Origin of the sequence: Bernardetia sp. Wsw4-3y2 (genome assembly GCF_037126295.1) — a bacterium.
GTDB lineage: Bacteria > Bacteroidota > Bacteroidia > Cytophagales > Bernardetiaceae > Bernardetia.
Genome location: NZ_CP147017.1, coordinates 2,772,389 through 2,792,747, shown reverse-complemented (window position 1 = coordinate 2,792,747; position 20,359 = coordinate 2,772,389). Strand labels below are relative to the sequence as shown.

Sequence of the window (20,359 nt, the reverse complement as noted above, 5' to 3'; positions counted from 1 at the left end):
GCAATCTTTAAAGTAATTTTGAAGGTTGCTTTTTTTGTTTTCTATAATAATTAACAAGTTCCATAATGCCAAATTCTTCGGTATTCTGCCCCTATTATTTCTATAATCCAAATCGTATTAAATTCTGGACAGCCTTTATTAGAGTATTCATTAATTACAGCAAAACTTCTATTTCCTATCTTAAAAATTGACTTTATAACTGAATAATAATTGTCAGAACAAATATTATAATCATAGCCTTCATTTGTTTTGAGATTGATATGTTCTGTCAATTTTTGTGAGTTAGAAATAGTTAGGCATGAAAAACCATTTAAAATATCTAATTTTTTGGTACTTATATTTTTCTCAAAACCTTTTTCATACTTGAAGACGAGTCTCATGAAAAGTCTTTTTACATTTTCTTTTATAAAAATTCTATCTATCAATTTGCACTTTGCTTTACTTTCAAACAGCATGTCTTCATTTCCTGTACTTCCTATAAAATTTGAAGTATTTGGTGAAATTTCATTTACTAACCAAATACTCAAATAGCTTTCTTTATCAATCGAACAAAGCGTATCATTTACCTTAATTTGATGAACATTTTTCTTTCCAATTCTGTCCCACCAATTTTGTCCATTTTGAGAAAAACTATAAACAGAAGCCGTAGAATCATAAAAGTTTCCTTCACCTACTAAAATTTTATCATATCCAAAACCCTCAAACCCTATTCCCAAAAAGAGAAAAGAAAACAGAATAAAAACTTTGATTTTCATAGTTGTTTTTTAGTGTTAATTAGTTTTGATTTTTAGAGGTATTTTTGATTTTATCCAACCTGCGAAATGAAGCTGTGTATCTGGTTCACCAATCATATAATCAAAAACTCTTCTTTGAATTGACTGTGGAGGAAAAACTATCAAGTACCAATACAAACCATCTACAAATCTTGTAGCTAAAACTCTACCTTTCTGATTTGGAGAAACAACAGCTATTATTTCATCATCATAGTCGTACTGCATAATACTATCTTTGTCAGTAGTATAATCTACCATTTCAACAAAATCGCCGTAGCCTCTAGGATTATTACCAATCAAGTATGCACTATCAACCGTTACAAAGATTCCATTTTCTTTTAGTTCTGTTGCACCTTTTACGTATCGATCTTTTTTCAAGTAACATATTTGTTTCTTCAAAATTAAACTATCATTTTCATAAGCATAAGTTTCATCACACATAAAATAATTATCACAACAGCCACTTAATTGTATGTCTATTTTGAGAATATTTTTATCTCTATAAATTTTTTTGATACTTCCACCTTCAAAAAGTTTCTTACTCTTATATTCTCCTTTTCCATTTAAAGTCCAAATACAAGCATGTTTACCTTCGCCTAAATCTCTAGTTGTAGGTTGTATAATCATATCTATAATTTTATTATTCTTTGTATCTAAAAGAAGTATTTTACTTGTCGGACAAAAACCTGCTTGGTAGCTTATGGAAGAGTCTTCATTAACATAAAAACCATAGTTATTCCATGTACAAACTCCCTCTTCGTCAACTCCTAAATTCTCACACTTTTTGATAATTTGTATTTTTTCAATAAAAGAAACCTTTACAGTATCTACTTGTAATTCTGTTTCATTAAAATCCTCATCTTCATCAAAACATTGCCCAAAACCATCAAATCCAATTCCCAAAAAGAGAATAGAAAACAGAATAAAAACTTTGATTTTCATAGTTATTTTTAAAATTAAAAAACACATTAATAATTTATTACTTATCACTTATCATTATTTCCACACGTCTGTTTTTGCTACGTCCGTTTTCTGTGGCATTGGTTTTTGTAGGATTTTTTTCGCCTTTTGGAGTAATTTTGATTTTAGATTTGTCAATTCCCTTTCTTTCTAGGAAGTCTTGAACTGATAAAAGTCTTTTTTGTGATAGAATTTCATTGTACTCATTACTTCCTTTTGAATCGGTATGTCCTGTAAGAATGATTTTTTGTGTAGAATGATTTTTTTCTAAATTTTGATTAAAAACAGCAATAAGATTTTCTAAAACTTGAATAGAGTTTTGGTCTAATTCGTCTGAATCAAAATCAAAATATACGATTTCTAATTTTGTAATTTTTTCGGTTTTTTCTATTTCTTCTTTACAATCGTTTATCTGTGTTTTTCCTAACTCAATTTTGGTGTATTTTTTTATTGATGGAATTTCTATCTTTTTAGTTTCAAAAAACGGTTCTTGTTCGAATCCTTTTTCGGTTTCTATGATTTGTTTGTACAATTTTTTGGTTTTTGGAGGATTAGAAACTAGTAAAACATACTCGCCTTTATTTCTTGCATTGGTAAAACTAACACTAATTTCTTTGTCATTTTCATCATACAAACTCACTTTTGCATCAATCGGGTTTTCATCACAACCCACAATATTTCCTTCTAAAAGCAAAACAGGTGAAGGTTTTATCTCAGGCGAAGCATTGATTAAATCGGCATAAAAAATATCGCCTTCTCTCACAAAATAGGCAGCCTCCCCAGAAGCCGTCAAAACAAAACCATAATCATCTTTATCAGTATTAAAGGGCGCACCAATATTGAAAATTTCAATTGCATTTCCATTCTCATCAAGCAAAGCCTTAAAAATATCAAGTCCACCAAAACCACCATAACCATCAGAAGCAAAATAAATCGTTTTGTTATCAGCAGCTAAAAATACAGAACGCTCATTTTTTGGCGTAGAAATAGGCATTTCTGTACAAACTGTCCATTTTCCAGTCGAATCTTTTTTACTCCAATACAAATCCATATCTCCACTATAGTTTGTACCAGCAGCCACAATAAACGTATTAAAATCAGAAGAAACACTCATTCCGTCGGTTGCATAGCCACCGTATTTTGAAAACTCTCTTCTAAAAAAAGAATTTATTCCTTGTCCTAATCCTTTTATGTTTGTCCAAGAATTCCCCTTTGCTTTTGCTTCATATTTAGCTTTATAATAAGGTCCTCCTTCTGACATCCAGTTTCTTCGCCACGACTGAAAAACTACCTGTTGTCCATCTTGGCTTACAAAAGGTTCGTCTTCTCCTGAGGAACTATTTATGGCTTTTAAGTTTTGGGCTGCTGTCCATTTTCCAGTTGAATCTTTTTTAGAAAAATAAATATCTCCATCATAACGAACTTGATTTTTATAGATTCCAGATTTTATAGACCAATTTTCGCCTCCTCTACTGCTCATAAAAAATAGATATTTTCCATCTGGTGTAACCGATAAATTTGTTTCTCTACTTTCAGAATTCAAAACCTCAATCGCTTCAATATGAACAGAATCTGGATGTTTTAAAATCTTTGGAAGATTCTTAGAATCTTGAGCAGAAAGAGAACTAACTTTGAAAATCAGAATTATTGATAATACAGATAGAAAATAGAGTTTATTTACTTTCATTTGGAATCGGATTGGGAGAGTTTTTTTGATAGAAGAACGGAAACAAGGTATGAATATTTTGCAATTTTTCACTAAATAAAAAAAGCATTTTATTCCTTTCGATAAGTCAGAATAAAATGCCTTTTATGATTATTATTTTTTGACAATAAAATTACTCAATAATCCTCATTTCTACTCTTCTGTTTTTTTGTCTTGATGATTCACTAGTATTATCTGAAATGGGTTTTGTTCCTCCGTAGGCTTTTGTTTCTATTCTATTAGCTTCTATATTTTTTCTCATCAAATAAAGTTTTACAGCATCAGCTCGTTCTTGTGAGAGTTTATAGTTTAAGGTTGCATCCCCTGCTGTGTCGGTATGACCTGAGAGTTCTATTCTGACAGCCTGATTTTCTTTCATAAATTCTACCAATTCAGAAATTCCTGTTGTATCACTAAAAATGGCTGTTGCTCTTTCAAAACCAATATGCAAACGAACAATGTCTCCCTTTTTGATAGATGTAGTTCCTAGTCTAAATTCTCCTTCAGGAAGTGTGTTGAGTTGAGAGAGTTTAACTAATCCTTGTCCAAAAGTTCCTGCCCAAACTGTTTTGTCTTGTGGGTTTTGCACTAATGTACTGACCATTGTAGAGGGAAAAGCAGAATTCTGAGGATTAAAAACAGTCCATTTGTTATTTTCAAAAAGAGATAATCCACTCAAAGAAGCTGCCCATAAGCTCTCCTTTGTTGGAAGCATGGTTCGGAATTGATAATGTACATCTTTAGATATGGTTTGCTTTTTATCTCCCACAAAAAACTGTGCTGTACTTTCTAAAGTTGAGCTGATTAATAACTCATTTTGAGGAGAAAATGCAATGGAGTTGATAGGCTGGTCTTTCAAAGAAGGATAAATTTTCAGACGATTATCTTCATCTAATGTATAAAGTCCTCGTTCTGTAGCTATCCATTTTGTGTTTTCTTTATCGACAACAATTTCAAAGACTCGTGTAAATGCAATTCTTTCAACACTAATCAGAATTTTGAATTTAGAATCAATTCGAAATAATCCTTCTTCTTCTGTTCCTACCCAAATTGTTTTGTATTGGTCTTCTGTTATACAAAGGACTGTATTTTTATTAGATTTTGAAGGAACTTGCAAATGTGAAAAGTTTCCTGCTGCATCAATTTTATAAATTCCTGCTCCATACGTTCCGATATATTTATCGCCATCTTTTCCAATAGCAATACATTTTATACCATAATCTTTTAATTCTGAGTTTTTGGGTGTATAGATTGTAGAATCTTTTTCAGACCAATGTACCAATCCACCTCCTGTTGCTATCCAAAGTGAATTATCACTTTTATCGAAAGCTAAATCATTGATAAAGTTGTGTGGAATAGATGAATTTTTATCATTATATGTATCAAAATGCCAAGTTGGTATACTTTGAGCAAAGCTAGACAGTACAAAAAAAGTATAAAAAAACAATAGACAAACAACCTTTCTAAAGGTTGATAAGGGCAAAATATAGTTATTCATCACGAAGAAGAAATTAATTATTCAGTTTATAGGATAGGTAGTTTTATGATAGAATAACGTATTTTTTCTATCAATCTATATTTTATACAGATTTTTTGTTGTGCTTTAACCTACTAAAATAGCAAACAGAATGTTAATTTTTAATTGAAAACTTATATTTATCACTCAAAATTCTATCGCCATGGCGCACTTGAAAATAATATTTCTTTGCTCCGAATGTAGAAGCAGCTTGTTTCCATTCAACACGTTTGTATTCTGTATCAAAAACTTCATCCTGACAATAAACAGGTGCTTGGCTTCCTTCTTCAAACAAACAAAGTGTTAGTGTTGCTTGATTTGGGTTTCCATCTAACTTGAAGAAATTCAAATCTAAATCAATAATTACTTGTCCAATATCAGCTTGTGGATATGTACCATCTTCTTCTACCAAAAGTAACTTTGGGCTATACCCATTATCTTTTTTACGACTTGCTTCTAAATCTTTTTTATCTCTATAATAACAATCAAATTTATTGAAAGGAGGTATTTTATCGATAATATCTGTCAGTCCATCCATTACTTCATTTACTTCATTCATCTGTTTCAATTGCTTTATCTTATTAACAATGAACTCATTATCTTCACGAAGTTTACGTTTTTCTTCTCTAATTTCGGCAACACGCTTATCTTCTAAAGCCAAATAACGATACTCTTTAAATTCTTTTTCCTTTTTAGATAAAGCTCCTTGATAACTTTTGATTGCCTTCTGAAGCTCTTGTGCTTTCCCCTTCAATTCACTTGCTTCCTCACTAGAAGATTCTCTGTTTTTGGCAAGCGCACGAATAGTTTGCTCTAATGTATCAATACGGCGTTTCATCGTTTCGATTTCGGTATCTTGTTCCTTGATAATTTCTCTTGATTCATTAAGAGCTTCTTCTTTTGTGTTGTTACAAGAAGTAAAAAACATACCCGAAAGTAAAAAAACAGGAAAGAATAAAAGGTAGATGTATTTTTGCATTGCGTTGAATTCAGATTTTAGAAAGGGAAGTTTTTATAGAGATAAAAATCTTTGATAGTAAATAGTTTTGTCGTATAAGAGACAAAGTTACTATTCGTTATGCGTTAAAAAAAATGTATATTCTTGTTTGAAAAAACTTATTTTTGAAATTTTTCACATTTTAACTCCAAAATACGCAAAATCTATTAGTTTGAAAATAAACTTTAAAGCTATTAGGGAAAATTTAATAAAGAAAAATCCTTTTTTGACAAAAACTATCAAAAAAGGATTTTTTTAGTTTAAAAAATTAGACATCATTACCTTCTAAAATATCTTATTTTTCGTTTTCAGAAGTAACTACAATTCGGACTCCATTTTCCTTTGTATCACTAATTGTTTTTATCTCATCATCTTTTATAGCTGAAGCTACGTTTTCTTTACGTTTTGTAGTGTCACCGTCTCTAGGTGTTTGAAGAGGAACAGAACTAACAATTATCTTTACTTCTGAATCATCTTCTAAATTATTCTGAGTTTGAGATGATTTTTCATCTTGTCCATTCTGTGATGTTTTAGTTGAATCATATTCTAATAATTCTTCTATTGGAACTTTTGTATCTTCATACGTATCAACTTCATTGGTAGGTTTATCTTCTCCTAGAAAAGATTCAAATTTCTTATGAAAATTGTTGGCTCTTTTCATAAGTCCTTTTCTATATATCAACATAGTAGAAGAGGCTGTTTTGTTATAAATATAGTTTTTACGCTGTTTGAGAAGCCAATCCCACATTTGTTTTTTAGGTTGAGATTCGATGGCTTTTATGGTTTGTTGATTGAGTTTTCCTGTGACTTTTAGATTGGTAAAACCATCAGCTTTGAGTCTTTCTTGAAAATACCTAATTGAAACAGGCGCAGAATAATACATTTCAGCAAAAAAAGCAGCAATTGCCAAATCTTCAATGTTGTTAGCACCTGACATATACCAAAACTGCTCACGGATTTTGAAAACATCATCATCAGTCAAATATCTGAAACGCTGAACGGTTGAGGGAATTTGAAATGTATCTGCCATAGCTAAAAAAGTTTTCCACTCTACACTTCTACTCACATAACGATATGTAGTTACATCATCTGGATTTGGGCGAATGGTATCAATCCCTTCACCTGCATAATTTTCTACGTGAGTAATCCAAGCATTATAAGTTTGTTTGTGCGACTGACTGACTTTTATGATTCCATAAGCTGCCACCGAAGAAACTGAAGCGATAAGAAGTATGAGAAGCGTTTTCATTGGCTAATTATTTTAGTTCAAAAAATTAAGTTGTGCTATTTTGTAGTTTTATTTTTTTAACAAAAACGGTTTTTAGGTGGAAAAGTTTTTTTTATTGATTTGAATCCTACCATTTTATTGAAAAGTAACATCAACTTGAGATTAGAAATATATATGTCGTCGGTGAGACACCGACAACGGCAAGAGATAAATTGTTAGGAAGTCTACAGCTATAAAAAAAGCACAATTATCATTTATAAAAAATAATAATTGTGCTTTTAGATTTACCAATTTGAATTTTTCATTATTGGTATTTCTACTAATATTTTTTTACTTATTCTCCTTTATCTTCTTCTGTTGTAGTTTCAGGAAGTAGAACAGCTTTGATATATGCTTTTGTATCCAAATATTTTATAGCTGCATTTTTCACGTCTTCAACTGTCAAATCTTTCAAGATAGATTTATTTTTTTCTATACTTTCAGGAGTTTCATTATAATAATAAAGTCCTTGTAGCGTAGAAAGCCAGTATTTGTTTTGAGTTTGGTTTACTTCATTGGTGCGTTTTTCAGCTTCTTTGAATTTCTCTAAATCAGTAGCATCAATATCGCCATTGCGTAATTTATCTACCTCTTCGATAGAAGCTGCAATCAAATCATCAACATTTTCAGGCGCACAAGGGAATGTAATCATTACATTATAATTTGGAACAGGATATTTATCTACACTTGTATAAGCACCTGCTGAATAAACACCACCTTTTTCCTCACGCAATTTCTCAATAAGTTTGAAACGCAATAAACCTGCAAGAGCATTCAAAGCAACTTCATCTTTTGCATCATATTCTGTCATTTCTCCAGCAAAAGAAAGACGCACATTACTTTGTGGTTCTGAACCTTTTTTATAGATTTTTTCTACCATTCCTTTAGGCGAACGAGTACCCAAATCTTTGAAGTTTTCAGTTTTATCTGTTGATGGAAGAGTCGCAATATAGGTTTCTAAAAGTGACTTCATTTTTTCTTCATCAAAGTTTCCAATAAAGAAAAATGTAAAATCAGCAGCATTTGCAAAGCGTTCGTTATACATTTTGTAAGCTGATTGCCAATCTGTTTTTTCTAACTCTTCTACTTTTGGAAAACCACTACGAATGCTTCCATTTGCCATTAATTGGCTGTACTGGTCATAGAAATAATAGTTTGGATTAGAAGCTAAGTTTTGATAAAAACCTTTTTGAGTAGCTACAAAAGAAGCAACAGCATCGTTATCTTGACGAGGATTAGTGAAATAAAGGTGCATCAGTTGAAGCGCAGTTTCTAAATCTTCTGGAGAAGTACTTCCTCTAAAACCTTCAGAATATTCAGAGATATAAGGACTAATACGAACCGTTTTTCCAGTCATAAATTTATCCATATCTGAGCCTGAAAGTTCTGCAATTCCAGATTGAGCAATGATAGAAGAAATATTAGAAACAGCTATGTAATCTTTATCTTCATACAAAGAATGTCCTCCCAAACTATAAGCTGAAACCAAAATTTCGTCATTTTTAAAGTCTGTTTTCTTCAAAATTACTTTTGCACCATTAGAAAGGGTAAATTCTGTATAACCCATTTTATCGTTGGTCATTTCCTTTGTAATGCTTCCTTTTTTAGGAATATTTGCTTCTTCGATAAGTGAACTAGCAATTTCTTTTTCTTCGTAAGGCTTCAAATCTGCGTTTGCAGCTTCATTCCAAATACTTACTAATTTTTCATCATTTGGAAGATTTACACCTTCTTTTTCCATTCCTGTTAAGATAGCAACTCTGTTTTCTTGAGTTATCCAACCTTTAGCCATTTTATTGACTTGCTCTAAAGTGATAGAAGGAAGATTTTTTTCTAAAAACTCATATTCAAACTTTGCACTTGGAATTGGCTGATTTTCTAGATAATTGTAAACATAATTCATTACAATTCTATTAGACTCTGTTTTGTCTTGTTCTTTATAGGCTTTTTCGTAGCGTTTAGAAAGTTGTTTTTTAGCTCTTTCTAACTCAGAACCCGTAAAACCAAATCTTTTCATACGTTCAAACTCTTGTGTAATTGTAGAGAGTCCTCCTTCGATATTATCTTCACGAAGTCCTGCATACAATTGAAGTGCATCCAAATCACGTCCAATCATATCGCCTTGAAAAGCAAAACTATATAAAAATGGAGGACTTGCTTGTTTTTGTAATTCTTCAAAACGAGCATTAAGCATTGTAGTAATAAGCTCGCTTGTATAATTTTCATTCAAATCAGCATAAGTCGTAACTGCTTTTTTAGGCATTTTGTAATACAATTGTAACTGAATTGCTGTTGCTTCTTTATCCGATACTACTTTTGCTAAAGGCTCTTTATTCAAAGGAGTTTTGAAATTTTTACGCTCTGCTGGATTTTTCACTTTCGGAATGCTTCCAAATGTTTCTTTGATTTTGGCTTCCATTTCTGCCACATCAATATCTCCAACGGCTACAATTGCCATAAGGTCTGGACGATACCATTTGTTGTAGAAATTACGGATAGTTTCATATTTGAAAGATTCCAAAATATCTTTTTTACCGATTGGTAAACGTTCTGCATAATGTGAGCCTTTCAACAAAGTAGGAAAATATTGAGTTCGCATACGCTCGTTTGCGCCTTTTCCTCTACGCCATTCTTCGATGACTACGCCACGTTCTTTGTCTATTTCTTCGTCTTCAAACAAAACGCCACTTGCCCAATCTTTCAAAATCAGCAAGCCTTTATCCACATAACCCACGCTATCTGTTGGGATAGGCAACATATAAACTGTTTCATCAAATGAAGTATAAGCATTCAAGTCAGCACCAAAACGAACGCCCATTGTTTCCAAATTATCAATCAAATCATTTTTCTTGAAATTTGTTGTTCCATTAAATGCCATGTGTTCGGTAAAGTGAGCCAAACCTTGTTGGTCTTCATCTTCCAAAATAGAACCTGCATTTACAGCCAAACGAAGCTCAACACGATTTGCAGGCATTGCATTTTTACGAATGTAGTATTTCATTCCATTTGAAAGTGTTCCCACTTTTACATTTTCATCAATTGGAATAGGCGTTTTCATTTCAGAACTTTTAGTATTCTTTTCTATTTTCTGTTCTGTTGTTGTATTTTGTGCATTTGCTGTTGTATAAGCAAAAGGAGTAGCCAAAAATAAGGCTGAAAGCGTGCCTACTTTTAGATAGGATTTTAATGAATATCTCATTAGTGAAAAAATTATAGTAGATGGACAATCAATTTATTTAAGAAAAATAAGAAAACTAATCCATTGAAAACTTATATAAAAATTAATAATTACAAAGGTAAAATTCTTTTCTTAAATAACAACTAAAAGTTTAGTTAATTTTTAGAAAATAGATTTACTTGATTTATTAATCACATTTTGTGATGTCTTCTATTTTTTTATTAAAAATTAAATTTATACAAAAAACATTGTTTTAAAATATACTGTTATACTTTTAGAATTATATTATTACCAATTCTATTTTTTATAAACTTTTAATTTAATTTTTCAAACTTATGTTTAGCTTAAAAGAAAAATCTATTATCATTACAGGGGGTGCAATGGGACTTGGCTATGCTACTGCCGAACTTTTTGCAGAGCAAGGCGCATACCTTACTCTAGTTGATTACAACGAAGAAAAACTAGAAGAAGCTAAAAAGGAACTTTCAAAGAAATATTCAGATGCGAAAATACTTACTGTAGTGGCTGATGTTTCGAAAGAAGATCAAGTAAAAAACTATGTAGATAAAACTATAAAAGAATATTCTCGCATAGACGGACTCTACAATAATGCAGGAATTGAAGGAGAGACAGCTTTACTTACAGAATACGACATGGATGCATTCAAAAAAGTAATTGACATTAATTTGATGGGTGTTTATTATGGAATGCGTTATGTAATTCCTGTTATGCAAAAACAAAAATATGGTAGAATTGTAAATGTAGCTTCAGTAGCTGGTATTCGTGGTGTCAAAAATGAAACACCTTATGTAGCTAGTAAGCATGCAGTATCTGGTATGACAAAAAATGCAGCTTTAGAATATGGACAAGACGGAATTATGACAAATGCTATTGCCCCTGGTGCAATTGTAACACCTATGGTAGAAGAGGCATTTAAGAAAATTAATCCAGATGATCCAAAATCTGCTAAAAAAGAATATGCAAAAGCAAATCCGACTTTAAAACTAGGTGAGCCAAAAGATGTTGCTACCTTAGTTGGTTTCCTTTTGAGTGAAGAGTGTAGTTATGTGAGTGGACAGGTGATTGCTGTAGATGGTGGACAATCTAGTATTTATGGAGATGTATAATAAAGATATTCTATAATAAATTAGAAAGCCATTTTTATCATTTTTTGATAGAAATGGCTTTTTACTTTTTGTAGTATAAAACTGTATTAAAAATCTAAAATATCATCTATAAAATCACAAGCAAAGAACCCACAGAAATCAATATCCACAATATTATACCTAATGCCAACGGTCGCCAACCTACTTTTTTAATTTTTTCGATAGACAAACTAAGACCAATCAAGAAAAGTGTCGTAACAAGAAGTTTTTTGGCAATCCAAACCAAATAAGGAGAGTATTCTGTTACAAAAGGAATATATGTATTTATCAAAATAGCTACTACAAAAAGTCCGATAAAATAAGGAATAGTGATTTTTGGAGGTATTTTTTTAGATTTATCATTTTTAGTTAGCTGTTCAGACAGATTTTCTTTTTCTGAATTATGTTCCTCAACTTTATTTTTTGTATAAAATTTAGAAACCAACACAGAAAGCAGAACCAAAGGAATAATCCAAAGTGCACGAACAAGTTTCAATGTCGTTGCAATCTTCAACGACTCATCACTAAAGCTCTCTGCTGCACCTACAACCGAACTAGTATCGTGAATAGCAACAGCTACCCACATTCCAAAATCTTGAGGTGAAAGGTTGAAAAAATGTCCTAGAACAGGAAAAACAAGCAATGCAACAGAATTCAGAAGAAAAACGACACCCAAAGACACCGAAATATCAGAATTATCAGCATCAATTACAGGCGAAAATGCAGCAATAGCACTCCCTCCACAAATAGCCGTTCCGACAGAAATAAGTTGAGCTAATTTATTTTCAACTTTCAAAATTTTTCCTAGAAAAAGCCCTCCTGCAAGTGTCAGAAAAATACTACTGACAACCAAACCAATTCCATTTTGACTTGCCGAAATTGCCATTTGAAGATTCAGACCAAATCCCAAACCCACAACAGCAACTTTTAGAAGCTGTTTTGTTGCTTTTGCAGTTTGATTTGGAAAAGGTTTTTTTAGAAAATGGGCAAATAAAAGTCCTGCTACAAGAGCAATAGGACTATCAACAACAGGAATCCAACAGGCAAAAAGACAAGCAAAAAATAGAAAAGGAATAAGTTTATGTTTCAAAATTGTTGTGTATAGGTGTAGTTTGTAAGCTACAAATTTACTGGCTTTTAATGAAAACACTTTTTGCAGGAAAGTTTTATTTTAATAGAAAAAAGATTCTTTTAATAAAAATTATCACTTAAAACCCAACTCTACCCAAATAGGAATATGGTCAGAAATATAACGAGCATCTTTTAGGCTACTGTAATCTTTATAAAAATGAATTACTTCAGCTTTTTTGATATTAAATGCTCTCGTTTCTACAAAAATATTATCATATTCTTCATTTAATGGATTTCCATCTTTTTCTTTCATTCGAAGACTTGTTTTTTGACCTTTGAAAGCTGCCACAAAAGAACGGTTTCTGAGTCCATCAAATGCTTCATGCTTTCCATCAAGATTAAAGTCTCCCAAAATCAAAATATTATCTGTTTTGTATCTATTTGGAATTTCTTCTAAGAAAACTACCTCTTTTTCAGGGTCTTTACTTGTCGGAACAGCGTGAAAACTACCTATCAATACAGTATTTGTAGTTTTGGATTTAGATACAATTTCAAATCTTGCCATATAAGGTTCTCTATCTACTTTAGCTTCAATGCTTTCTTCTAACCAGTCTTTTTTTAGAGAAATTTTAGCATTTTTGGTAGATGTTTTCCATACATACGCATACCGTTCTTTGCCATCTCCTGAAGTAGGTTCACTTATTTTGTACTCCCATTTACTTCCTGTTCTGTTTAGTTCATCAGCTAACTTTCCGACAGCACGAATTCCATATAATGAAGTTGAGACCTCTTGAATAGCTACAATATCATAGTCTTTTAACTTTTTGGCGATATATGCAATCTCTTCATTATCCTTTGATTTTCCAAAATTATATAAATTCCAAGATAGAATCTTGATAGTTTCGCCTTTAGAATTATCCGAAAGAATTGGAGTATTAGGAGTATTATCATTTGAATTTTCTAAAGAACCACAAGACGAAACAGCAGAAAATAGAATAAAAAATGAGAGAAATAAAAGTATATTTTTTTTCATTAGTAGAGTTTTTTATAGAAAAATGGATTCAAACAAAATTATTTGAATCCATTTATAATTATTTGACTACAATAATACTAATTTTCTATCTCATATCAGAAAAGGCTTTCACTTTGCAAATCAAAATTATTTACACAATTAATCTAAAAAAAATGTAATTCCTACTTGAAAAGAAAGCATATCAGTTCTGGTTTTTTTAACATCATAAATAAATTCGTCTGGAAATAATGGGTCTGGATAGATAGAATTTTTTGTCAAATATTTTGCTTTGCTTCCTTGTGTATAAACAGCACGAATATCTAGTTTTATCTCCTCTGAAAGCGATACTAATACTCCTCCAGCACCTCCATAGGCAAAAGAAAATCCATCTTGTTCGATAAATGAATTTATATCTTCTCCATCTTCTTCTTCTGTCGTTCTTGTATAAATATATCTTCCTCCTAAAAGTCCATCAGCATACGGATAAATAAAAGAGTCTACCCAACGAGGCTTAAAACGTACCATTGCAAAACTCTCAAAAATATTATTATTTGTATTTAAGGTATAATCAAATCCATTATTATCTGTATAATCTTCTGACTGCATTCCATAAATCATATAACCTGCATCTAATCCTAATGAAACAACAGATTCATCTTCAGTAAGTGGCACAAGTAGCATTCCACCAATACCAAAAGCAACAGACTCATTATTTTGAGCAAACTCTTCTAATGGAAAACCTGTTTGTAATCTCAGATTAAATTGCACTTGGGCAAAAGTTTCTTTAGAAGAAAAAATAAACACACTTAAAATAATAAGAAAGGTAAAATAAAAACGAGGTGAGAATAAATTGTGTAATTTTGTAGAAAGTTTATAAAGTGATGCTGCTAGATTTTTCATAAATTGGTAATTAGTTTGTAGTTGATAGTAATGATTAATTTTGAGATGCAACTCTTTTTGAGTTTTTAAACTCTATTTAGTGGTTTTACAATAAGTAAGTACTTGAGCAAAATTATCTATACATTTTTATTAAACACTAAGTTCATAAAGAACCCATAAGATGAACTGAAAATCAGCGTGGCTAAACTACTTTTCAAAACACTCTTTTTAAGTCTGTTTTGTTTAGATGGTCAATAAAAATTAAATACAGTAATATTTTTCAGATTATACTCGTAATTTTTAATTCGTAATTCGTAATTGTTGCTAAAATGTTTGTCAAATTATTTTCTAAAAAAAATCCTCGTTCGGATTTAGAACTTATTGAAGCCTATAAAGAAACCCGAGATAATAAATTTGTGGGAGAACTTTTTGAGCGTTATACCCACTTGGTATATGGTGTATGTCTAAAGTATCTTAAAGATGAAGAAGACAGTAAAGATGCTGTTTTGCTTATTTTTGAAAAGTTATTGACCGACCTTCTACGTTTTGAGATACAAAACTTCCCTCCTTGGTTGCATCGTCTTACTCAAAATTATTGTTTGATGTATTTGCGTCAACGTCAGAGAGAATTTAAACGAAGTGAAGATTATTTTACAAATCAAGATGACAATCGTATGGATTCTGACCCAGATTGGCATCTATCTAATAAAGGCGAAAAACACGAGAAAGAAGAACGACTCACTAGCATCGAAGATGCATTACATACACTCAATCCTGAACAAAAACAATGTGTAGAGCTTTTCTTTTTAGAAGAAAAAAGTTATCAGGAAATTGTAGAGATTACAGGTTTTTCACTTTCTAAAGTAAAAAGTTTTCTTCAAAACGGAAAGCGAAATATTAAAAAACAGTTGGGAATCTTAACTTTAATTTGTTGGCTTCTGTTTATGTAATAAGTAATGTAGCCTTTAGGATGCGCAAAAATGTACAACATACTTTAACAAGTATGCAACAGAAAATTAAATAATTACTATTTTTAATTTTCGCTCAACTAAAAGTCAATAAATTATAGTCGTAATTTTTAATTAGCTTCGCTGCTTTTGCAGGTCGTAATTCGTAATTGTTCTTATAAGTTTCTAAAATGATAAAATAATGAGCCAAACCCATACTAATAGAGAAAAAAAGATAAGGAGCATTTTAGAACGCTCTTCAAATATTGATGTCCAAACTTTACAAAAATATATAGATAAAAAACTTACTAAAGAAGAATTGCATGAAGTAGAAAAACAACTTCTTAATTCAGATTTTGCCACTGAAGCTGTAGAAGGTTTTTCTAATGCTGATTTTAAAGTAAATATTGCTGCCAGTACAAATCAACTCAATACAGAAATTAGAAATTATAATAAGCAGAGAGGTTTTTACAAACGAGATTACAGAGTTTTTTATGCAGCAGCTTCAGTAGCTTTAGTTTTTGTAGTTCTTTTTGGTCTTTTTAGGTTAGTTAATACGAATGTTTCTTCGGAAAATATGGCTATGGAAACTAAAGTAGAGCAATCAGAAAATCCAAATACTAAAAATAATGACTTAGCTTTAAATGAAGAAACGACAATATCTGAAGAAGAAGAAAATGCACTTGTAGAAAAACTTAAATATGAGAACTTAGAAGAGTTAAAGACAAAAAAGAAATCTAACCAAAGTAACTCACAAGCTGAAGATAATTTAGCTCTCAATATGGATAAAGAAGAAGCAACAAAAGAAAAAGATTTTTCTACTTCTGATGTTTGGATTCGTAAAAAAGAGAAAGTAGAAACTGAAAATAACGATATTAGTTTGACTGATTCGGAGAAAAATGTAGTTTCTTCTCCTATTGTAAGTGCAAATAGACAAATGAATTATGATTCCTCTAATGCAGCAAACACAAATCAGTTAGCTGATGATGACTATAATTTCTTTTCTGACACCTATAGAAAAGATGATTTAAGAAGAAGTCAGAAATCGCCAAAAGAAATATTGTTTGATGCCATGCAATCCTATGAAAACAAAAAATATACTGAGGCAAGTCTTCTTTTTGATTCTTATTTAGTTACCAATCCAAATAATGCACAGGCATTATATTTTGGAGGAATGTCATATTATGAAAATCATAATTATAAAAAATCCATTCCTTTATTAGAAAAATTCTTAAAGCAAAAATCTGATATTGTCTATCAAAAAAATAATCAAGATGCTGAATGGTATTTAGCTAATTCTTATTTACAAGTAAATCAAAAACAGAAAGCAAAAACTGTTTTACAAAAAATAGCTAATTCTAGTAGTAAATATTCAAATCAAGCTAAAGCATTACATTATTGAAAAAATAATTCATAAATGATATTCATTTTTGTTTTAACAACTAGTAAAATAAATCCTACTGCACCCTACTTTTTTTAAAAATATTTTTTAGTTGCAGCGCAACGTTCTATTTGTAGAAATTAAAGAGAGTCTATGTTTAAAAGTTGCAACGCAACGTAATATAAGTTAGACTAAAAAAGGTGTGATTTTAGATTGCAAAAATCCTAATCTCTTCTTCTTTTTCTTTTATTATTTAGTTTAATAATTCTTCCCAAAGCAAAAAACCTATTCTTACTTAAAAGAATAGGTTTTTTATTATTTATAATATAAAAGATCAAAATCAGATTGAGAATTAGAGTTGTTTGTTCTCATTATCTTCATCCAAATCTGTTGTATCTTTATCTGTTTTAGAATCAATAGTCGTTTCAGGTGTTTTCTGAATTTTAATTCCTTCCTGTTTTTGTTGTTTTTCAAGACTTGCTAATTTCTCTTCAAAAGGTAAATTAGATTCAGGAGTTTCAGAATATGGAATATTCTGAGGAATAAAATCTTCTTTTGCTCCAGGTTTACTGTAATCGTAAGGCCAACGGAATACTTGAGGAATTGCTCCCACCCAGTTACCGTGTCCAGGAAAACGAGGAGTTGTCCATTCTAATGTATTTGATTTCCAAGGATTTGCAGGAGCTAAACGACCTTTAAACATAGAGTAAACGAAGTTGAATACGAATACAAACTGTGCAAGGAAAGTTAAGATAGCTGCCGTACTAATAAACATATTCAAATCTGTAAACAAACCAAAAGGCTCAAATGCAGTATGAGAATAATAACGACGAGGGAAACCAGCTACACCGATAAAGTGCATTGGGAAGAATATTGCATATACTCCAATAAATGTTGTCCAAAAGTGGAAATAACCCATTTTAGCATCCATCATACGACCAAACATTTTTGGAAACCAGTGATAAATACCAGCAAGCATACCAAAGAATGAAGCAGAACCCATTACAAGGTGAAAGTGAGCTACTACGAAATACGTATCGTGTAATTGAATATCAATCGCTGCACTTGCCAAGTGAATACCTGTAAGTCCACCAACAATAAAGAGTGAAACTAAACCAATAGAGAAAAGCATAGCTGGAGTAAATACCAAGTTACCTTTCCAAAGTGTAGTGATATAGTTAAATGCTTTTACAGCCGAAGGGACTGCAATAATTAGTGTCAAAAACATAAAGATAGTTCCCAAGAAAGGATCCATACCTGTTACAAACATGTGGTGCGCCCAAACGATAAACGAAAGAACAGCAATACCAATAATAGACAAAATCATGGCATGATAACCAAAGATTGGTTTTCTTGAGTTTGTAGCAATTACTTCTGATGAAATTCCGAGAGCAGGTAAAAGTACAATATATACTTCTGGGTGTCCTAAGAACCAAAATAAGTGTTGGAACAAAATTGCGCTACCACCTTGATTTGGAAGTGCTTCTCCACCAATATAAATATCAGATAAGAAGAAACTTGTACCAAAACTACGGTCAAAAATCAAAAGTAATGCTGCTGAGAACAAAACAGGAAATGATAAAAGACCAATAATGGCAGTAATAAAGAATGCCCAAATAGTAAGAGGCATACGATTAAATGACATACCACGAGTACGCATATTGATTACTGTAGAAATATAATTGATACCTCCCAAAAGAGTTGAGATGATAAACAATGCCATACTAGATAACCAAAGTGTCATACCTAATCCAGAACCAGGCATAGCCTGTGGTAATGCACTAAGTGGTGGATAAATTACCCATCCTCCAGATGCAGGACCTGTTTCAATAAATAAAGAGTAGAACATAATTAGTCCAGCAGCAGCAAAGAACCAATAAGAAAGCATGTTCATGAACCCTGAAGCCATATCTCTAGCTCCAATTTGTAAAGGAATCAAGTAATTACTAAATGTTCCACTAAGACCTGCTGTAAGTACGAAGAAAACCATTATCGTACCGTGCATGGTTACAAGAGCTAAGTAAAATTCTTTATCTAATTTTCCACTCGCATCTATCCACTTACCCAAAATAGGTTTTAGGAAAGATAAATCTGCGTCAGGAAAACCGAGTTGCAGACGGAAAATTACAGACATACCTACTCCTATCATTGCCCAAAATATTGCTGTAAACAAAAACTGTTTTGCAATTACTTTGTGGTCAGTAGAAAAGATATAGTTCGTAATAAAATTTCCGTGATGCTCATGGTCGTCATGATGTTCCTCATGGACGAATCCATGATTATCAACATCGTAATGTAGAACATCTTGTCCGCTTGCTTGATGTGTTGTATCAGCCATAATTATTTGCGGTATTTATTGTAAAATAGATGTATTAAAATTTATTTTTTATATTCAAGTATTGTTGTCCTAATAGAATTATTTAGAAGCAAGATTAGAAGGAATATTTTTGATTCCTTGTTCTTTTAAATAATCTACATTTTTAGCAGCCCAAGCTTCTTCAGAATCATACCATTTTTGGAATTCATCAGCTTCTAAAACAGAAACTTTCATAAACATAGCAAAGTGGCTTCCTCCACAGATTTCAGTACAAGCTAATGTATATTCAAAAGCATCCCAGTTTGGATCACCTTTTTCTTTTAATTCTACTTTTACATCTTCTGCTGTTTTCGTTGGTGTAAACCAAAACTGTGTTGGCATACCAGGTACTGCATCCATTTTTACTCTAAAGTGAGGTAAAAATACACTGTGCAATACATCACGAGAACGGATTTTCAAAAGAACAGGTCTATTTTTAGGAAGACGCAATTCGTTGTACATAAAATCATCATAGTTAGACTCATCAGCTTCAAAATCCATTCCCATAGAGTTTGTTCCATCAGTCTTCATATAATTGAATTTACCAATTTTTCCATCTTTTCCTCCATAACGTACTTGCCAGTTAAACTGTTTTCCCATTACTTCAATAGCTAAAGCATCTTCTGGAGCAGGGTCAGTAATATCAGACCAAACAGTCCAACCTGTAACAACAAGAGCAGTCAAGACAATAGCAGGAACAATAGTCCAAGCAATCTCTAATTGGTTATTGTGAGGAATAAATGTTGCTCTTTTGTGTTCTTGATAACGATACACATAAGGGAAAAAGAATAATAAAATATGTGTTACTATGAAAACAAAGAAGACAACAGCTGTAGTTAGCCAAAATAAAAAGTCAATTTGTATTCCATGTATAGACGACGATTCAGGTAAAATATATTTTACTTTTTCAGAAAATCCATAAGCGAAAATAGAAGCGAAAAGCACGAAAAAGAATACAATAAATAAAATTGCATTTACTTTATTTGACATTCCCACTCTGCTATCTCTAGCATTTGGTTCTTTGACATCCTTCGCTACACGCACCAGCATGAATACACGATAGATGAGAGCCATTAAGACGAGGAACAGAACGCCGACGGCAGCAATAAGTAATCCGTTCATTTGTATAGGTCAGTTAAAAGTTTTATTAAAATTAAAATTCTTATCTATAT

At 31.5% G+C, this 20,359-nt stretch carries 15 protein-coding genes; 3 read left to right on the top strand and 12 right to left on the bottom strand.

Annotated features, from left to right (window positions below):
- Positions 1 to 50: 50 nt before the first annotated feature.
- The 7 genes from V9L05_RS11370 to V9L05_RS11340 all read right to left on the bottom strand — a co-directional run bounded on the left by V9L05_RS11370 (position 51) and on the right by V9L05_RS11340 (position 10,417).
- Positions 51 to 755 carry a hypothetical protein gene (locus V9L05_RS11370; protein WP_338811997.1) on the bottom strand — a complete coding sequence of 235 codons (705 nt, stop codon included), beginning with the start codon at positions 753 to 755 and terminating at the stop codon, positions 51 to 53.
- Positions 756 to 770: 15 nt separating this feature from the next.
- Positions 771 to 1,715, bottom strand: coding sequence for a hypothetical protein (locus V9L05_RS11365; protein WP_338811995.1), 945 nt, complete (start codon positions 1,713 to 1,715; stop codon positions 771 to 773).
- Between the two features lie 37 nt (positions 1,716 to 1,752).
- The gene (locus V9L05_RS11360; RefSeq protein ID WP_338811993.1) at positions 1,753 to 3,420 is read right to left on the bottom strand and encodes an OmpA family protein; all 1,668 of its coding nucleotides are present in this window, start codon (positions 3,418 to 3,420) and stop codon (positions 1,753 to 1,755) included.
- Positions 3,421 to 3,571: 151 nt separating this feature from the next.
- Entirely contained in the window at positions 3,572 to 4,936 is a 1,365-nt protein-coding gene (locus V9L05_RS11355) for an OmpA family protein (RefSeq protein WP_338811992.1), read from the bottom strand.
- A 133-nt stretch (positions 4,937 to 5,069) separates the two neighbouring features.
- Positions 5,070 to 5,933: a hypothetical protein gene (locus V9L05_RS11350; RefSeq protein WP_338793134.1), complete on the bottom strand. Its 864-nt coding sequence runs from the start codon at positions 5,931 to 5,933 to the stop codon at positions 5,070 to 5,072.
- 313 nt (positions 5,934 to 6,246) lie between these two features.
- Positions 6,247 to 7,200 (bottom strand): hypothetical protein, encoded by a 954-nt coding sequence (locus tag V9L05_RS11345; protein ID WP_338811991.1) that lies wholly within the window; start codon positions 7,198 to 7,200, stop codon positions 6,247 to 6,249.
- A 313-nt stretch (positions 7,201 to 7,513) separates the two neighbouring features.
- Positions 7,514 to 10,417: an insulinase family protein gene (locus V9L05_RS11340; protein ID WP_338811990.1), complete on the bottom strand. Its 2,904-nt coding sequence runs from the start codon at positions 10,415 to 10,417 to the stop codon at positions 7,514 to 7,516.
- Positions 10,418 to 10,731: 314 nt separating this feature from the next.
- Here V9L05_RS11340 and V9L05_RS11335 point away from each other — a divergent pair, with 314 nt between their 5' ends.
- Positions 10,732 to 11,523 carry a glucose 1-dehydrogenase gene (locus tag V9L05_RS11335; protein ID WP_338811989.1) on the top strand — a complete coding sequence of 264 codons (792 nt, stop codon included), beginning with the start codon at positions 10,732 to 10,734 and terminating at the stop codon, positions 11,521 to 11,523.
- A 106-nt stretch (positions 11,524 to 11,629) separates the two neighbouring features.
- Here the strand turns inward: V9L05_RS11335 and V9L05_RS11330 are convergent, their stop codons facing one another.
- From V9L05_RS11330 to V9L05_RS11320, 3 genes are all read right to left on the bottom strand, one after another.
- Positions 11,630 to 12,631, bottom strand: coding sequence for a putative sulfate exporter family transporter (locus tag V9L05_RS11330; protein WP_338811988.1), 1,002 nt, complete (start codon positions 12,629 to 12,631; stop codon positions 11,630 to 11,632).
- A gap of 114 nt (positions 12,632 to 12,745) precedes the next feature.
- Positions 12,746 to 13,645, bottom strand: a complete 900-nt coding sequence (locus tag V9L05_RS11325; RefSeq protein ID WP_338811986.1) for an endonuclease/exonuclease/phosphatase family protein — start codon at positions 13,643 to 13,645, stop codon at positions 12,746 to 12,748.
- Between the two features lie 138 nt (positions 13,646 to 13,783).
- On the bottom strand, positions 13,784 to 14,524 hold the full coding sequence (locus V9L05_RS11320; protein ID WP_338811984.1) for a hypothetical protein: 741 nt from the start codon (positions 14,522 to 14,524) through the stop codon (positions 13,784 to 13,786).
- Between the two features lie 308 nt (positions 14,525 to 14,832).
- Here V9L05_RS11320 and V9L05_RS11315 point away from each other — a divergent pair, with 308 nt between their 5' ends.
- Both V9L05_RS11315 and V9L05_RS11310 read left to right on the top strand, forming a co-directional pair.
- Positions 14,833 to 15,453 carry an RNA polymerase sigma factor gene (locus tag V9L05_RS11315; protein ID WP_338793141.1) on the top strand — a complete coding sequence of 207 codons (621 nt, stop codon included), beginning with the start codon at positions 14,833 to 14,835 and terminating at the stop codon, positions 15,451 to 15,453.
- 199 nt (positions 15,454 to 15,652) lie between these two features.
- Positions 15,653 to 16,852, top strand: a complete 1,200-nt coding sequence (locus V9L05_RS11310; RefSeq protein ID WP_338811982.1) for a hypothetical protein — start codon at positions 15,653 to 15,655, stop codon at positions 16,850 to 16,852.
- A gap of 331 nt (positions 16,853 to 17,183) precedes the next feature.
- Here the strand turns inward: V9L05_RS11310 and V9L05_RS11305 are convergent, their stop codons facing one another.
- Positions 17,184 to 19,169, bottom strand: a complete 1,986-nt coding sequence (locus V9L05_RS11305; protein ID WP_338793143.1) for a cbb3-type cytochrome c oxidase subunit I — start codon at positions 19,167 to 19,169, stop codon at positions 17,184 to 17,186.
- 78 nt (positions 19,170 to 19,247) lie between these two features.
- A complete protein-coding gene (locus V9L05_RS11300) occupies positions 19,248 to 20,309 on the bottom strand; it encodes a cytochrome c oxidase subunit II (RefSeq protein ID WP_338793144.1) in 1,062 nt (353 codons plus the stop codon).
- Between the last annotated feature and the right edge of the window lie 50 nt (positions 20,310 to 20,359).

Coding starts and splice junctions, on each gene's coding strand:
- V9L05_RS11370 (WP_338811997.1), bottom strand. CDS start 755: ATGAAAATCAAAGTTTTTATTCTGTTTTCTTTTCTCTTTTTGGGAATA.
- V9L05_RS11365 (WP_338811995.1), bottom strand. CDS start 1,715: ATGAAAATCAAAGTTTTTATTCTGTTTTCTATTCTCTTTTTGGGAATT.
- V9L05_RS11360 (WP_338811993.1), bottom strand. CDS start 3,420: ATGAAAGTAAATAAACTCTATTTTCTATCTGTATTATCAATAATTCTG.
- V9L05_RS11355 (WP_338811992.1), bottom strand. CDS start 4,936: ATGAATAACTATATTTTGCCCTTATCAACCTTTAGAAAGGTTGTTTGT.
- V9L05_RS11350 (WP_338793134.1), bottom strand. CDS start 5,933: ATGCAAAAATACATCTACCTTTTATTCTTTCCTGTTTTTTTACTTTCG.
- V9L05_RS11345 (WP_338811991.1), bottom strand. CDS start 7,200: ATGAAAACGCTTCTCATACTTCTTATCGCTTCAGTTTCTTCGGTGGCA.
- V9L05_RS11340 (WP_338811990.1), bottom strand. CDS start 10,417: ATGAGATATTCATTAAAATCCTATCTAAAAGTAGGCACGCTTTCAGCC.
- V9L05_RS11335 (WP_338811989.1), top strand. CDS start 10,732: ATGTTTAGCTTAAAAGAAAAATCTATTATCATTACAGGGGGTGCAATG.
- V9L05_RS11325 (WP_338811986.1), bottom strand. CDS start 13,645: ATGAAAAAAAATATACTTTTATTTCTCTCATTTTTTATTCTATTTTCT.
- V9L05_RS11320 (WP_338811984.1), bottom strand. CDS start 14,524: ATGAAAAATCTAGCAGCATCACTTTATAAACTTTCTACAAAATTACAC.
- V9L05_RS11315 (WP_338793141.1), top strand. CDS start 14,833: ATGTTTGTCAAATTATTTTCTAAAAAAAATCCTCGTTCGGATTTAGAA.
- V9L05_RS11310 (WP_338811982.1), top strand. CDS start 15,653: ATGAGCCAAACCCATACTAATAGAGAAAAAAAGATAAGGAGCATTTTA.
- V9L05_RS11305 (WP_338793143.1), bottom strand. CDS start 19,169: ATGGCTGATACAACACATCAAGCAAGCGGACAAGATGTTCTACATTAC.
- V9L05_RS11300 (WP_338793144.1), bottom strand. CDS start 20,309: ATGAACGGATTACTTATTGCTGCCGTCGGCGTTCTGTTCCTCGTCTTA.